Annotated in this window: 13 protein-coding genes and 1 tRNA gene; 9 read left to right on the top strand and 5 right to left on the bottom strand. The window is 66.8% G+C overall.

What is annotated here, in order from left to right; genetic code table 11:
• Nucleotides 1–26 precede the first annotated feature (26 nt).
• Complete coding sequence (gene thrS, locus EPO41_RS11770; protein ID WP_296325059.1) at nt 27–1970, top strand: threonine--tRNA ligase; 1944 nt, start codon at nt 27–29, stop codon at nt 1968–1970.
• 56 nt (nt 1971–2026) lie between these two features.
• Complete coding sequence (infC, locus tag EPO41_RS11765; protein ID WP_296325277.1) at nt 2027–2563, top strand: translation initiation factor IF-3; 537 nt, start codon at nt 2027–2029, stop codon at nt 2561–2563.
• 21 nt (nt 2564–2584) lie between these two features.
• Here the strand turns inward: infC and EPO41_RS11760 are convergent, their stop codons facing one another.
• Nucleotides 2585–3460 (bottom strand): hypothetical protein, encoded by an 876-nt coding sequence (locus tag EPO41_RS11760; RefSeq protein WP_296325056.1) that lies wholly within the window; start codon nt 3458–3460, stop codon nt 2585–2587.
• 47 nt (nt 3461–3507) lie between these two features.
• Here EPO41_RS11760 and EPO41_RS11755 point away from each other — a divergent pair, with 47 nt between their 5' ends.
• Nucleotides 3508–4509, top strand: a complete 1002-nt coding sequence (locus tag EPO41_RS11755; RefSeq protein WP_296325053.1) for an alpha/beta hydrolase — start codon at nt 3508–3510, stop codon at nt 4507–4509.
• A gap of 53 nt (nt 4510–4562) precedes the next feature.
• Here EPO41_RS11755 and EPO41_RS11750 read toward each other — a convergent pair whose 3' ends face one another.
• From EPO41_RS11750 to EPO41_RS11740, 3 genes are all read right to left on the bottom strand, one after another.
• Nucleotides 4563–5030 carry a hypothetical protein gene (locus EPO41_RS11750; protein ID WP_296325050.1) on the bottom strand — a complete coding sequence of 156 codons (468 nt, stop codon included), beginning with the start codon at nt 5028–5030 and terminating at the stop codon, nt 4563–4565.
• An 81-nt stretch (nt 5031–5111) separates the two neighbouring features.
• The gene (locus tag EPO41_RS11745) at nt 5112–5546 is read right to left on the bottom strand and encodes a DUF5990 family protein (protein ID WP_296325047.1); all 435 of its coding nucleotides are present in this window, start codon (nt 5544–5546) and stop codon (nt 5112–5114) included.
• A gap of 36 nt (nt 5547–5582) precedes the next feature.
• Nucleotides 5583–6341: an SDR family NAD(P)-dependent oxidoreductase gene (locus EPO41_RS11740; RefSeq protein WP_296325044.1), complete on the bottom strand. Its 759-nt coding sequence runs from the start codon at nt 6339–6341 to the stop codon at nt 5583–5585.
• 204 nt (nt 6342–6545) lie between these two features.
• On the opposite strand from EPO41_RS11740, the gene rpmI reads away from it, so the two are divergent.
• From rpmI to lepA, 5 genes are all read left to right on the top strand, one after another.
• Nucleotides 6546–6749: a 50S ribosomal protein L35 gene (gene rpmI, locus EPO41_RS11735; protein ID WP_295145073.1), complete on the top strand. Its 204-nt coding sequence runs from the start codon at nt 6546–6548 to the stop codon at nt 6747–6749.
• 3 nt (nt 6750–6752) lie between these two features.
• Nucleotides 6753–7109 carry a 50S ribosomal protein L20 gene (gene rplT / locus EPO41_RS11730; RefSeq protein ID WP_295145076.1) on the top strand — a complete coding sequence of 119 codons (357 nt, stop codon included), beginning with the start codon at nt 6753–6755 and terminating at the stop codon, nt 7107–7109.
• 113 nt (nt 7110–7222) lie between these two features.
• Nucleotides 7223–8302 carry a phenylalanine--tRNA ligase subunit alpha gene (pheS, locus tag EPO41_RS11725; RefSeq protein ID WP_296325040.1) on the top strand — a complete coding sequence of 360 codons (1080 nt, stop codon included), beginning with the start codon at nt 7223–7225 and terminating at the stop codon, nt 8300–8302.
• Nucleotides 8299–10695, top strand: a complete 2397-nt coding sequence (gene pheT, locus EPO41_RS11720) for a phenylalanine--tRNA ligase subunit beta (protein WP_296325036.1) — start codon at nt 8299–8301, stop codon at nt 10693–10695. Before pheS ends, pheT begins: the two co-directional genes overlap by 4 nt.
• Nucleotides 10696–10737: 42 nt before the next feature.
• On the top strand, nt 10738–12540 hold the full coding sequence (gene lepA / locus EPO41_RS11715) for a translation elongation factor 4 (RefSeq protein WP_296325033.1): 1803 nt from the start codon (nt 10738–10740) through the stop codon (nt 12538–12540).
• Nucleotides 12541–12753: 213 nt separating this feature from the next.
• On the opposite strand, the gene EPO41_RS11710 is transcribed toward lepA, so the two are convergent.
• A complete protein-coding gene (locus EPO41_RS11710; protein ID WP_296325031.1) occupies nt 12754–13107 on the bottom strand; it encodes a hypothetical protein in 354 nt (117 codons plus the stop codon).
• A 115-nt stretch (nt 13108–13222) separates the two neighbouring features.
• Here EPO41_RS11710 and EPO41_RS11705 point away from each other — a divergent pair.
• A tRNA-Ser gene (locus EPO41_RS11705) sits at nt 13223–13309 on the top strand.
• Nucleotide 13310: the final 1 nt, after the last annotated feature.

Here is a 13310-nt window from a genome sequence, read left to right as displayed (position 1 = left end):
CGGAATTTCGTTAGCTGGTGAACAGAATGATCAATATTTCTTTGCCGGACGGTTCGGTCCGGTCCTTCGACAAACCGGTCAGCGGCGCCGAGATCGCCGCCTCGATCGGTCCTGGGCTCGCCAAGGCCGCTCTCGCGCTGCGCGTCGACGGCAAGATGGTCGACCTCGCCCACGTGGTCGATCGCGACGCCAAGATCGGCATCGTGACGTCGCGCGACCCCGATGCGCTCGAGCTGCTGCGCCACGACGCGGCGCATGTGCTGGCGCAGGCGGTGCAGGAACTCTATCCCGGCACGCAGATCACGTTCGGCCCCTCGACGGAGGACGGCTTCTACTACGATTTCGTGCGCGACCAGCCCTTCTCGCCCGACGACTTCGCGAAGATCGAGCAGCGCATGGGCGAGATCGTCGACCGCGACCTGCCGATCGAGCGCTCGGTGTGGGATCGCGCGCAGATCAAGGACTACTTCGTCCGGCACGGGGAGAAGTTCAAAGCCGAATGGGCCGACGAGCTGCCGAAGGACGAGGAGATCTCGGTCTACAAGCAGGGCGACTGGCTCGACATGTGCCTGGGGCCGCACCTGCCCTCGACGGGCAAGCTCGGCAAGGCGTTCAAGCTCACGAAGGTGTCGGGCGCCTATTGGCGCGGCGACAAGAACAACGCCCAGCTCCAGCGCGTCTACGGCACGGTCTTCTTCTCGGACAAGGACCTGAAGGCCTACCTGCACCGCATCGAAGAGGCCGAGAAGCGCGATCATCGCCGCCTCGGCCGCGAGATGGGCCTCTTCCACCAGCAGGAAGAAGCCGCGGGCATGGTGTTCTGGCACCCCAAGGGCTGGACGTTCTGGCGCACGCTGGAGAGCTACCTCCGGCGCAAGCTCGACGCCGCCGGTTACCAGGAAGTGAAGACGCCGCAGCTGGTCGATCGCAAGCTGTGGGAGGCGTCGGGCCACTGGGAGAAGTTCCGCGAGAACATGTATCTCAGCGAGAACGAGGAAGGCCTGCGCGAGTTCATCGCCGACGACGACAAGCGCATCTTCGCGCTGAAGCCGATGAACTGCCCCTGCCACGTGCAGATCTTCAACCAAGGCCTTCGCAGCTACCGCGAGCTGCCGCTGCGCATGGCCGAGTTTGGCTCGTGCCATCGCTTCGAGCCGTCGGGCGCGCTGCACGGCATCATGCGCGTGCGCAACTTCACGCAGGACGATGCCCACATCTTCTGCAGCGAGGAGCAGATCGAGAGCGAGACGATCCGCTTCTGCGAGCTGCTGGGCTCGATCTACAGGGACCTGGGCTTCCCGGATTATTTCGTGAAGTTCTCGGATCGTCCGCCGGTCCGCGCCGGCACGGACGCGGTGTGGGACCAGGCCGAGGGGGCACTCAAGGCGGCGTCCAAGGCGGCCGGGCTCGACCTCATCCTGAACCCCGGCGAAGGCGCGTTCTACGGGCCCAAGCTGGAGTTCGTGCTGCGCGACGCGATCGGCCGCGACTGGCAGTGCGGCACCTTGCAGGTCGATTTCGTGCTCCCCGAGCGCCTGGACGCGAGCTACGTGGCCGAGGACGGATCGCGAAAGCGGCCCGTCATGCTGCACCGCGCCATCTTCGGCAGCTTCGAACGGATCATCGGAATCCTGATCGAGAACTATGCCGGCCGGTTCCCGCTCTGGCTGGCGCCGACGCAAGCGGTTGTGGTCACGGTCGTGAACGACGCCGATGGCTATGCCGGGGAGGTCGCGGCCGCCCTGCGCGCCGCCGGCATGCGGGTCGACACCGACCTGCGCAACGAGAAGATCAACTACAAGGTCCGCGAGCATTCGCTGGCCCATGTGCCCCTGATCCTCGCGGTCGGCCGGCGCGACATGGAAGCCCGTACGGTGGCGGTCCGCCGCCTGGGCTCGGAAAAGCAGGAGGTCCTTGAACTCGGGGCCGCCGTCACTAAACTTTCAGAGGAGGCCCGGCCGCCCTTCTAGGGCGGTCCGGGCCCCATACCCGCCCCGCAACCGGGGCTTCAGCACAGGAGAAAGACATAGCAAGACCTGCCCAACAGACTGCGCCCACCCGCGAGGGTCCGCGCGTCAACAACGAGATCCGCGCGGCGCAAGTCCGACTGATCGACGAGAACGGCGACATGGTCGGCGTCGTGAGCACCCGCGAGGCCATCGAGATGGCCGAAGAGGCAAACCTCGACCTGATCGAGATTTCGCCCAATGCCGTACCGCCGGTCGCCAAGATCTCCGACTACGGCAAGTACAAGTACGAGGCCCAGAAGAAGGCCCACGAGGCGCGCAAGCACCAGAAGGTCATCGAGGTCAAAGAGATCAAGATGCGCCCGAACATCGATGAACACGACTACGAAGTGAAGATGCGCGCCATGAAGCGGTTCATCGAGGAAGGCGACAAGGTGAAGGTCACCCTGCGCTTCCGCGGCCGCGAGATGGTGCACGCCAACCTCGGCATGGAAGTGTTGAACCGCGTCCGCGGTGAGATGGACGAGCACACCAAGATCGAGTCGATGCCGCGCATGGAAGGCCGGCAGATGATCATGGTGCTGGCGCCGAAGTAACGGCGCCGAGCCGCGCGGCCCCTACTTCTTCGGGGGCCGCTGCCGCAGCGTCACCGTTCCGGCGGTACGCTGCTCGTCGGGGTTGAAGCGCCCCGTGGTCGCGACAGGGTCGTCCGGCCAGCTCACGCTGTAGACGGTCTCGCCGGCGAACGACATCGGCCCGTCGCCCTTTGCCGACTGCCAGTAGTCGCAGCGCACCCCGTCGCCGGGGTCGATCTGCTGCGCGAGGCAGAATTGGTGCAACACGTAGGGAATGAAGCGGGCGCGGCCGCCTGGCGGCGCCGTCGCGACGTTCAATCCGAACGATGACGGCTGCCAGTTGCAGCGCTCGCGCGCCACGATCTCCGAGGTGCCCGGCGTCCGCATCTGCAGCCCTTGGAGTTCGGCCCGCAGGCCCTCGAAGGCGCGGGCGCGGGCGGCCTCGGCGAAGTTGGCGGCCACCAGCGTGGCCTCGTATCGGCCGATTGCCTCCGCGACCGGCCCTTCGGGATAGCCCGCCCGAGCGAGATCGCGCGACCACGAAAGGGATTCGAGGGCCCGCACGACCATTTCGCCCGTGGGACCGGAGCTTTCGCCCCAGTCGCCCAGCACGTTGGCCGGCGTCCAGCAATACTTCAGGAGATTGTAGCCGCCCGCCTCGACGGGCAGGGCCCGCGTTTTCTGAACCCCGATCGATTTCGCGACCACCGTCTTCATGAGCAGGTACTGCACACCGGGATTTTCCCGGACCTTCTCGGAACTCGACAACGCCGTCAGCGGCGTTGCCGCGGCCTGCGCATTTGCGGGCGGGGCCGAGGGGTCCACCCGGAGGCTGGAGACGGGCGGCGCCTGCAGCTGGGCCTGCGCCGGCACCGCCGCCAGGAGCGCCAGGAGAACGAAGGCTGCAGTCTTGATCATGCCGGGATTCCTAGGGAGGTCGGGGCGGAGAATGCTAGCCTTCGCCCGTGATCCAACGCTTCAGGACCTTCATCGTTGCGGTCGCGTTCGGAGCGGCCGGGGTCGCCCAGGCGCAGACGCCGGCACAGACACCGAACAGCGAGGCGGCCCGATCCCTCTCCGAGTTCCAGAATTTCGGACCGCACCGCGCCTTCGTCGTGTCGCCCGACGGGCGGGCGAGCTGGTGGGCCGGCTCCAGCGGCGCCGACCCGGCGCACGCCATAACGTCGGCCCTGAAGCGCTGTCAGGAGCGCACCAAACAGGAGTGCAAGCTCCATATCGTCAACAACTACACGGTGACCGGACACGACTGGCGCGAGCTGGTGCCGGCCCGTTCCGTGGGGGCGGTCGATATCGGGCGGCTGCGCCCACAGCCCTATTGGTCGATGCGCGGACCGCAGCTCGCGACCGGGCTGCTCGTCTGGAGCCACGGCTACATGGCCGGCCGGAACTCGACCGAGAGCGCCCCGCAGCCCTGGGTCGGCCAGTTCACGCGCCGGGGCTACGACCTCTACCGCTTCGATCGCGAGTGGATCGCCGACTGGGCGAGCGACGCCACGTCCCTGGCAGACGCCGTCACCAAGGCCCGGGCGATGGGGTACCGGCGCGTCATCCTCGCCGGCCAGTCGGCGGGCGCCTGGGTCTCCCTGGCGGCGCTGCAGCGCGGCGCGGCGGCCGACGGCGTGATCTCGATCGCCGCCGCTCATCACGGGACGGTAGAGAAGATGCGCGACCAGACACGCGCGCGCTCGGAGTGGCAGCACATGCTCGAAGGCATCAAGCGCGGGCCCCGCCTGGTCATGGTGAACTTCGCCGACGATGCCTACGATGTCGGCGGCCGCATGGACGACGCGCGGTCGATCTTCGCCCGGACCGGCGTCGATGCCGACATCATCGACGCGCCCGACGGTTTCAAGGGTCACAACGCCGCCGATTCCACCTTCGCCCGCAAGTTCGGCCCCTGCTTCTCAGCCTTCATCGAAACGGGAAAGAAGCAGCCGCCCTGCTAGCGGCAGGCCGGCGCCTCTGCCTGCCCGCCCAAGGATTCCGGCCGGTGCCCGCTTTACTTCCCGTTCGCGTGACAGAAATCCGACTTGTCGGTGGAACTCACCACCGTCTTTGCTTTGAAATCATAGGTTTCCTTGAAGGCGGGCTTCATGGCGGCGCTGACCTTCTTCCAGAAGACGGTACGCTCGAGGGTCGTGCCATTGACCGTATGGGAGGCGAAGGACTCCGTGCTGGTGCCGTCGGCTTCCTTCGACATGCCAAGGGAGACAGGGGTGCCGGCCTGCGAGAGCTTCGTCCTGATCGGGCCGCTGATCCCGTAGAGTTCGGCGCCGATGACCTGATAGGTGGTGGCCTCCTTCATCGGTACGCCACGATAGAGAAGATGACAGTTCATCGAGAGCGATGGAGCAGCAGTTGCTGAAGGCGCGCTCGCCTGCGCGGGCGGATTGGCCTGTGCCTGTGCTTGGATCGAAAGGGCCATGGCGGCAATAAAGGCGACGCAGCGCCACAGTGTCAGCTTCATGCGCATCTCCCGGACAACCTCTCTGGAGATAATCATTGAAGACAACGAAGGTTGCGGCGGAAGGGCCGCAAGGCCCGTGAGCTACTGACGGGCGGGCTTGACCGTTCGAGTCGACTGAACGGTGGCGCAGGCGGGCGAACCATCATCCGCGGTCCCATTCACTGCAATCTCGATCCCACCTTCCCCTTCAGTCGCCAGAGCGAGCAGGGCGTCGCCCACGTCATGGATATCAATCTTCATGCGACGCGACCAAGGTGACGACGCGTCGCCCGCCAACTGGCCAATGCGAACATAGACGAACCGCCGCTCTGGCCCCTCACGACGAACCTGATCACCGGAGAACTTCGGGCCGGGAGCAACGCCAACGGGAAAACTAAAAGAAAGGGGTTCGCCCTTCCGCGACGACTTCGGATCGAGTGGCTGGCCGTCCTTCGCTTGAAGGCTGTAGGCCACTCCGGGGACCGGCTGATTGATGACAATCCGGAATGTAACGAGCGTGGGGGTGACCCTGGTCATGGCGATTGCTTCTTGCGAGCTGAATGGACCGCGATGCTACGGCATGTACGATCCGCCGTTGACGTGCAGGACCTGCCCCGTCGTGGCGTCCGAATCGTCCGACGCAAGGAAGACCGCGGTGCGGGCGATCTGTTCGGGCGTGAGCAGCTTGCCGCCCAGCGGGATGTTGGCGCGGGCCATCTCGATCAGCTCGGCATCGGTGTTGCCGTAGCGCGGCTGGGCGGTGTCGGTGGTGCCCGGCGCAATTGCGTTGACGCGGATGCCGTGGGGCGCCAGCTCGAGGGCCATCGCGCGCGTCATCGAGACCACGCCGCCCTTGCTGGCGCTGTAATGGACACCGCGCACGGCGCCGCGCACCGACTGCGAGGAGAGATTGATGATCGAGCCGCCCTTCTTGCCCGAAGCGATCAGCGCCTTCGCGACGGCGATGGCGGCGAAGCAGCCGGCCTTCAGGTTGATGTCCATCAGATAATCCCAGTCGGTCTCCTGCATCTCGAGCAGGGGCACCCGCGGATAGACGCCGGCATTGTTCACCAGGATGTCGGGGGCGCCCAGGACCTTCACCGTCTCGGCGACCATCGCCTCGATCTCGGCGACCTTCGAGACGTCGGTTTTCAACAGATGGGCCCGGCGGCCAGCCCGGGCGATGTCGCCCGCCACCGCCTCGGCGCCGGGCCGGTCGTCGAGCCAGCTCACGGCCACGTCGGCCCCCTCGCCCGCCAGCGCCCGCGCGATCGCGGCCCCGATGCCCTGCTGTGCGCCCGTCACCAAAGCCACCTTGCCTGCCAGTTTCATGCAAAAAACCCCGTCTGAAGGCCATTTGGCCCGGTCCCGGCGTGCTTGCACGTATCGGGCCGCCTCTGTATAAGCCGCGTTCCTTCGGGTGGCTTGGCCAATAAGGGCATTGCCTCGGCTGCTTCGTAAGGACCTTCCGGCCGTCTGATTACACAGGGGGTCGGGACCGGCGCGCAAGCGCTAACCCTTTGAAAAGGAACAAAAATGCCCAAGATGAAGACCAAGAGCGCGGCCAAGAAGCGTTTTCGCTTCACGGCGTCCGGCAAAGCGAAGCATGGGGTCGTGGGCAAGCGCCACGGCATGAGCAAGCGGGGCAACCGCTTCCTCCGTCAGGCGACCGGCATGGCCATCGTGTCCGAGCCGGATACCCGCATCCTCACGCGCAACTTCTTCCCGTACGAGAGGTAGACCATGGCACGCGTCAAGCGGGGCGTGGCTGCACACGCTCGTCACAAGAAGGTCCTGAAGCTCGCCAAGGGCTATCGCGGCCGCGCCAAGGCGGCATTCCGCGTCGGCATCGAGAAGGTCGAGAAGGGCCTTCAGTACGCCTATCGCGATCGCCGCAACAAGAAGCGCGCGTTCCGCGGCCTCTGGATCCAGCGCATCAACGCTGCGACCCGCGAGCATGGCATGACCTACTCGCAGTTCATGAACGGCATCATCAAGGCCGGGATCGAGATGGACCGCAAGGTCATGGCCGATCTCGCGTCGCGTGAGCCGGCTGCGTTCAAGGCTTTGGTCGATCAGGCACAAGCGGCTCTCAAGTAGGTCCGCCCTCAAGTAACGTCTTCTGCGCGTCACGCGCGGCTGGCAGAGATCGCAAAGAGGGAGCCTGGACCACAGGCTCCCTTTTTTCGTGTTCGGTTTCGAAAGTGGGAAAGATGGACGATCTTTCGACGATTCGCAGCGAGGCGCTCGACGCCGTGCAGGCCGCCGCCGATCTCGGCGCGCTGGAAGCCGCCCGCGTGGCGGTGCTCGGCAAGAAGGGTAGCGTCACCGGCCTGATGAAGACGCTGGGCGGGCTCGCGCCCGAGCAGCGCAAGGAATTCGGCGCGCGGGTGAACCAGCTCAAGGGCGAGATCGAAGCGGCGCTCGAGGCCCGCAAGGGCTCGCTCAGCGCCTCGGCGCTCGAAGCCCGGCTCGCGGCCGAGAAGATCGACGTCACCCTGCCGGTGCGGCCCGAAGGACAGGGCACGCTGCATCCGATCGGCCAGGTGATGGACGAGATCGGCGCGATCTTCGGCGAGATGGGCTTCACCTGGGCCGACGGTCCCGACATCGAGGACGACTGGCACAACTTCACCGCCCTCAACATTCCGCCCGACCATCCGGCGCGCCAGATGCAGGACACGTTCTACCTGCCGCCGCGCGCCGACGGCACCCCGATGGTGCTGCGCACCCACACCTCGCCGGTGCAGGCGCGCACCATGCTGAACAAGGACGTGCAGAAGCGCCTGGCCGACGGCGGCTCGCTGCGCATCATCGTGCCGGGCCGCACCTTCCGCATCGACAGCGACGCCACGCACACGCCGATGTTCCACCAGGTCGAAGGCCTGGTGATCGACCGCACGACGCACATGGGCCATCTCAAGGGCTGCCTGGTCGATTTCTGCCGCGCCTTCTTCGAGGTCGACGACCTGCCGCTGCGCTTCCGGCCCTCCTACTTCCCCTTCACCGAACCGTCGGCCGAGGTCGATATCGGCTGCTCGTGGAAGGACGGCGAACTCCGGATCGGCGCCGGCGATTCGTGGCTGGAGATCCTGGGCTCGGGCATGGTCCATCCCAACGTGATCGCCAATTGCGGCCTCGATCCCGCCGTCTATCAGGGTTTCGCCTTCGGCATGGGCATCGATCGCATCGCCATGCTGAAATACGGCATTCCCGACCTGCGCGCCTTCTTCGACGCCGACCTGCGCTGGCTGCGCCACTACGGCTTCTCGGCTCTGGAGGCCGTGAAATGAAGTTCACCCTGTCCTGGCTCAAGGAGCATCTCGACACCGACGCGACGCTCGTGCAGGTGCGCGACACGCTCACCATGCTCGGCCTCGAGGTCGAGGGCATAACGAATCCGGCCGAGACCCTGAAGGGCTTCGTCGTCGGCTACGTGGTCGAGGCGGTGCAGCATCCCAATGCCGACCGGCTGAGGGTGTGCAAGGTCGATACCGGCGCCGGCATCCTCCAGGTCGTGTGCGGCGCGCCCAACGCGCGCACCGGCATGAAGGGCATCTTCGCGCCGACCGGCAGCTACATCCCCGGCACCGGCATCACGCTGAAGGCCAGCAAGATCCGCGGCGAGGAGAGCAACGGCATGCTCTGCTCCTCGCGCGAGCTGCAGCTCGGCGACGACCATAGCGGCATCATCGACCTGCCGGCCGAGACCGTGACCGGCCAGTCGGCGGCCGAGGCGCTCGGCCTCGACGACGCGGTGATCGAGATCAAGGTGACGCCCAATCGCGGCGATTGCCTGGGCGTGCACGGCATCGCGCGCGACCTCGCCGCGGCCGGCCTCGGCACGCTGAAGCCAGTGAAGGCCGATGCGATCAAGGGCACGTACGCGAGCCCGATCAAGTGGACGCACGACTACACGCCCGCGCCCGACAGCCCCTGCCCCATCGTGGTTGGCCGCCACTTCCGCGGCGTAAAGAACGGCCCCTCGCCCGACTGGCTGCAGCGCCGGCTGAAGGCGATCGGCCTGCGCCCGATCTCGGCCCTGGTCGACATCACCAACCTCGTGACCTTCGACCTCGACCGGCCGCTGCACGTGTTCGATGCCGCCAAGCTCTCCGGTGACCTCGTCATGCGCCAGGCGCGCGAGGGCGAGCAGATCCTGGCGCTCGACGGCAAGACCTACACGCTCGATCCCGCCGTGTCGGTGATCGCCGATTCGAAGGGCGTGCACGGCATCGGCGGCATCATGGGCGGCGAGGATACCGGCGTTCAGGAGGACACCACCGAGGTGTTCCTCGAGGCCGCCTACTTCCAGCCCATCGGCATCGCCGCCTCGGGCCGCAAGCTCGGCATCCTGTCCGACGCGCGCTACCGCAACGAGCGCGGCATCGATCCGGAATCGTGCTGGTGGGGGGCCGAGGTCGCGACCCGGCTGATCCTCGACCTGTGCGGCGGCGAGTGCAGCGAGCTGGTGTCGAGCGGCGTCATGCCGAAGTGGCAGCGCAGCTACGACCTGCGCAGCGATCGCGTGAAGACGCTGACCGGCATCGACGTACCCGGCACCGATACGGCCTCCATCCTGAGGAAACTCGGGTTCGAGGTGAGCGGCAGCGGCCCATGGACCGCCGCCGTGCCGTCCTGGCGCCCGGACATCGTGGGCGAAGCGGACCTCGTGGAGGAAGTGACCCGCGTCTTCGGCTTCGACAACATCCCGACGACCTCGCTGCCCAGCCTGTCGGCGACCTCGAAGCCGGCGCGCGACGCCCTGCAGCGACGCACGCCGCAGGCCCGCCGGGCGCTCGCCGCGCGCGGCATGAACGAGGCCGTGACCTGGTCCTTCCTGCCGCTGAAGAAGGCCGAGCGTTTCGGCGGCGGCGGTGCGGACGTGCGGCTGCTCAACTCGATCGACGCGACGCTCGACACGATGCGGCCCTCGATCCTGCCCAACCTGATCGACGCGGCCTCGCGCAACGAGGCGCGCGGCCTGTCCGATCCGGCGCTTTTCGAGGTCGGCCCGCAGTACAAGGACGCGACGCCCCAGGGCCAGCGCACCGTGGCCGCCGGCATCCGCCACCACATGGCGGTGCCGCGCAACTGGGCGGGCCCCGCTCGCACCGTCGATGCCTTCGACGCCAAGGCCGATGCGCTGGCGGTGCTCGGCGCCATCGGCGCGCCGGACACGCTGTCTGCGCAGCCGGGCGCGCCGAACTGGTATCATCCCGGCCGCTCGGGCGCGCTCAAGCTCGGCGATCGCGTGATGGCCTATTTCGGCGAGTTGCATCCCGAGATCGTCACGGCCGCCGACCTCAAGGGACCTGTGGCCGCCTTCGAGGTGTTCCTCGATGCGCCGCCGCTGCCCAAGGCGAAGGCCACCAAGGCGCGGCCGAAGCTCGTCCTGTCGCCGTTCCAGCCGCTGGAGCGCGACTTCGCCTTCCTGGTCGATGCTGAGGTCGAGGCGGAAAAACTGGTGCGCGCCGCGCGCAACGCCGACAAGGTGATGATCACGGCCGCCCGCGTGTTCGACCTCTATGCCGGCAAGGGCGTGCCGGAGGGCAAGAAGTCGCTGGCCATCGCCGTCACCCTGCAACCGGTCGAGCGTACCTTGACCGATGCGGAGATCGAGGCGGTGTCCGGCAAGATCGTGGCGGCTGTCGCCAAGGCGACGGGTGCCGTGCTGCGTGGATAGGACAAGGGTGTCTTTCTCGAACAAGCGTAGGCGTCAGCAGAAATGACCGACCTGTCGTTGATCCGTAACTTCTCGATCATCGCCCATATCGACCACGGCAAGAGCACGCTGGCCGACCGGCTGCTGCTGCGCTGCGGCGCCGTGACCGAACGCGAGTTCCAGGACCAGATGCTCGATTCGATGGACATCGAGCGCGAGCGCGGCATCACCATCAAGGCACAGACCGTGCGCCTCAACTATCCGGCGCAGGACGGCAAGACCTACGTGCTGAACCTGATGGACACGCCCGGCCATGTCGACTTCGCCTACGAGGTCAGCCGGTCGCTGGCGGCCTGCGAAGGCTCGCTGCTGGTGGTCGACGCCAGCCAGGGCGTCGAGGCGCAGACCCTGGCCAACGCCTATCACGCGATCGATTCGAACCACGAGATCATCCCGGTCCTGAACAAGATCGACCTGCCGTCGGCCGACCCCGAGCGCGTCTGCACCGAGATCGAGGACGTGATCGGCATCGACACGTCGGAGGCGGTGAAGGTCTCGGCCAAGACCGGCCTCGGCATCGACGACCTGCTGGAGGCGATGGTCAAGCGCCTGCCGGCGCCGACCGGCGACCGCAATGCGCCGCTGAAGGCGCTGCTGGTCGACAGCTGGTACGACCCGTATCTCGGCGTCGTCACCCTGGTGCGCGTCAAGGACGGCGTGCTGAGGCGCGGCATGCGCATCCGCATGATGGCGGCCGCGGCGGCCTACGACCTCGACAAGGTCGGCGTCTTCTCGCCCAAGGCAACCGACGTGGCCGAACTCGGCCCGGGCGAGATCGGCTTCATCATCGCCGGCATCAAGACCATCGCCGACTGCAAGGTCGGCGACACGATCACCGACGACCGCAAGCCCGCGCCCGAGATGCTGGCCGGCTTCAAGCCCAGCGTCCCGGTGGTTTTCTGCGGCCTGTTCCCGGCCGACGCCGCCGAGTTCGAGACCTTGCGCGAATCGCTGTCGAAGCTGCGCCTCAACGACTCGTCGTTCCACTTCGAGCCGGAATCGAGTGCGGCGCTGGGCTTCGGCTTCCGCTGCGGCTTCCTCGGCCTCCTGCATCTCGAGATCGTGCAGGAGCGGCTGGAGCGCGAGTTCAACCTCGACCTCGTCACGACCGCGCCGTCCGTCGTCTACAAGATCCGCATGTCCGACGGCACCGAGATCGAGCTGCACAATCCGGCCGACTATCCCGACCCGTCCAACATCGAGAGCATGCAGGAGCCGTGGATCAAGGCCACGATCATGACTCCCGACGAGCATCTGGGCTCGGTCCTGACGCTCTGCCAGGAGCGGCGCGGCCAGCAGGTCGAGCTCACCTATGCCGGCTCGCGCGCCATGGCGGTCTACCGCCTGCCGCTGAACGAGGTGGTGTTCGACTTCTACGACCGGCTGAAGTCGGTGACGCGCGGCTATGCCAGCTTCGACTACGAGATGGTGGGCTACGAGGAAGGCGAGCTGGTGAAGCTCACCATCCTGGTGAACGGCGAACCGGTCGATGCGCTGTCGATCATCGTCCACAAGAACCAGGCCGAGCAGCGCGGCCGGGCGCTGTGCGAGCGGCTGAAGGACCTGATCCCCCGCCAGCTCTTCAAGATCGCCATCCAGGCAGCCATCGGCGGCCGCGTGATCGCCCGCGAGACGATCAGCGCCATGCGCAAGGACGTGCTGGCCAAGTGCTACGGCGGCGACATCAGCCGCAAGAAGAAGCTCCTGGAGAAGCAGAAGAAGGGCAAGAAGCGCATGCGGCAGGTCGGCGACGTGGAGATCCCGCAGTCCGCCTTCATCGCCGCCCTCAAGATGGACAGCCGCTGAGCGGAGTCATCTTCCTCCCCATTCAGATGGGGAGGTGGCGCCGTCTTACGGCGTCGGAGGGGTCATGAGGCGACCGTTCGTCCTTCGGCGCTCTCGGACATTGCAGGCAATGTCCTGTCGCTCAACGGGCTGAGCTGCGCTGAGCCCATGACCCCATCGCTCCGTATGACGGGGCACTTCCCCATTTGAATGGGGAAGCAATTGATACTAGCCCTAGGAAAGCCCGCCGCGCCGCCGGCGCGGGCGCGAGCCCATCAGGAAACCGGGCTCCCCGCGGCCGGTGTCCCGTCGGCCGATCCAGACCAGGACGAGGCCCAACACCAGGAAGGCCGGCACCGCCGGCACGGTGAGCAGCGGCCGCATCATCCAGGTCCACAGGATGCCCGACAGGTGGCGACGCGCCGATGTCTGCGTATTGCCGAGCGACGCCGGGTCGAGATGCGCCCACAGGCTGCCCAGGGTCGAGAAGGGATAGCTGCCCTGCGACCACCAGGTCAGCAGGTCATGCACGATCACTGCGACAGCGAGGGCCAGAAACAGCCAGCCCAGGGCCCGAAACACGACCATTACTCCCCCAAGCGCCGGTCAGGTACCGCCCCGACCCTAGCCAAGCGGGCGGCGGTGGGGAAGGACGTTGCCCAAACCATCCACCGCGCTATAAGAGCGGCCGACCGCGCTTCCCGGACAGGTGGCCGAGCGGTTTAAGGCACACGCTTGGAAAGCGTGCGTGGTGTAACAGCCACCGCGGGTTCGAATCCCGCCCTGTCCGC

The sequence above is a fragment of the Reyranella sp. genome (genome assembly GCF_004297265.1).
Lineage (GTDB): Bacteria > Pseudomonadota > Alphaproteobacteria > Reyranellales > Reyranellaceae > Reyranella.
The sequence above is the reverse complement of the archived record's forward strand: the minus strand, read 5'-3'. Positions and strand labels throughout refer to the sequence as shown.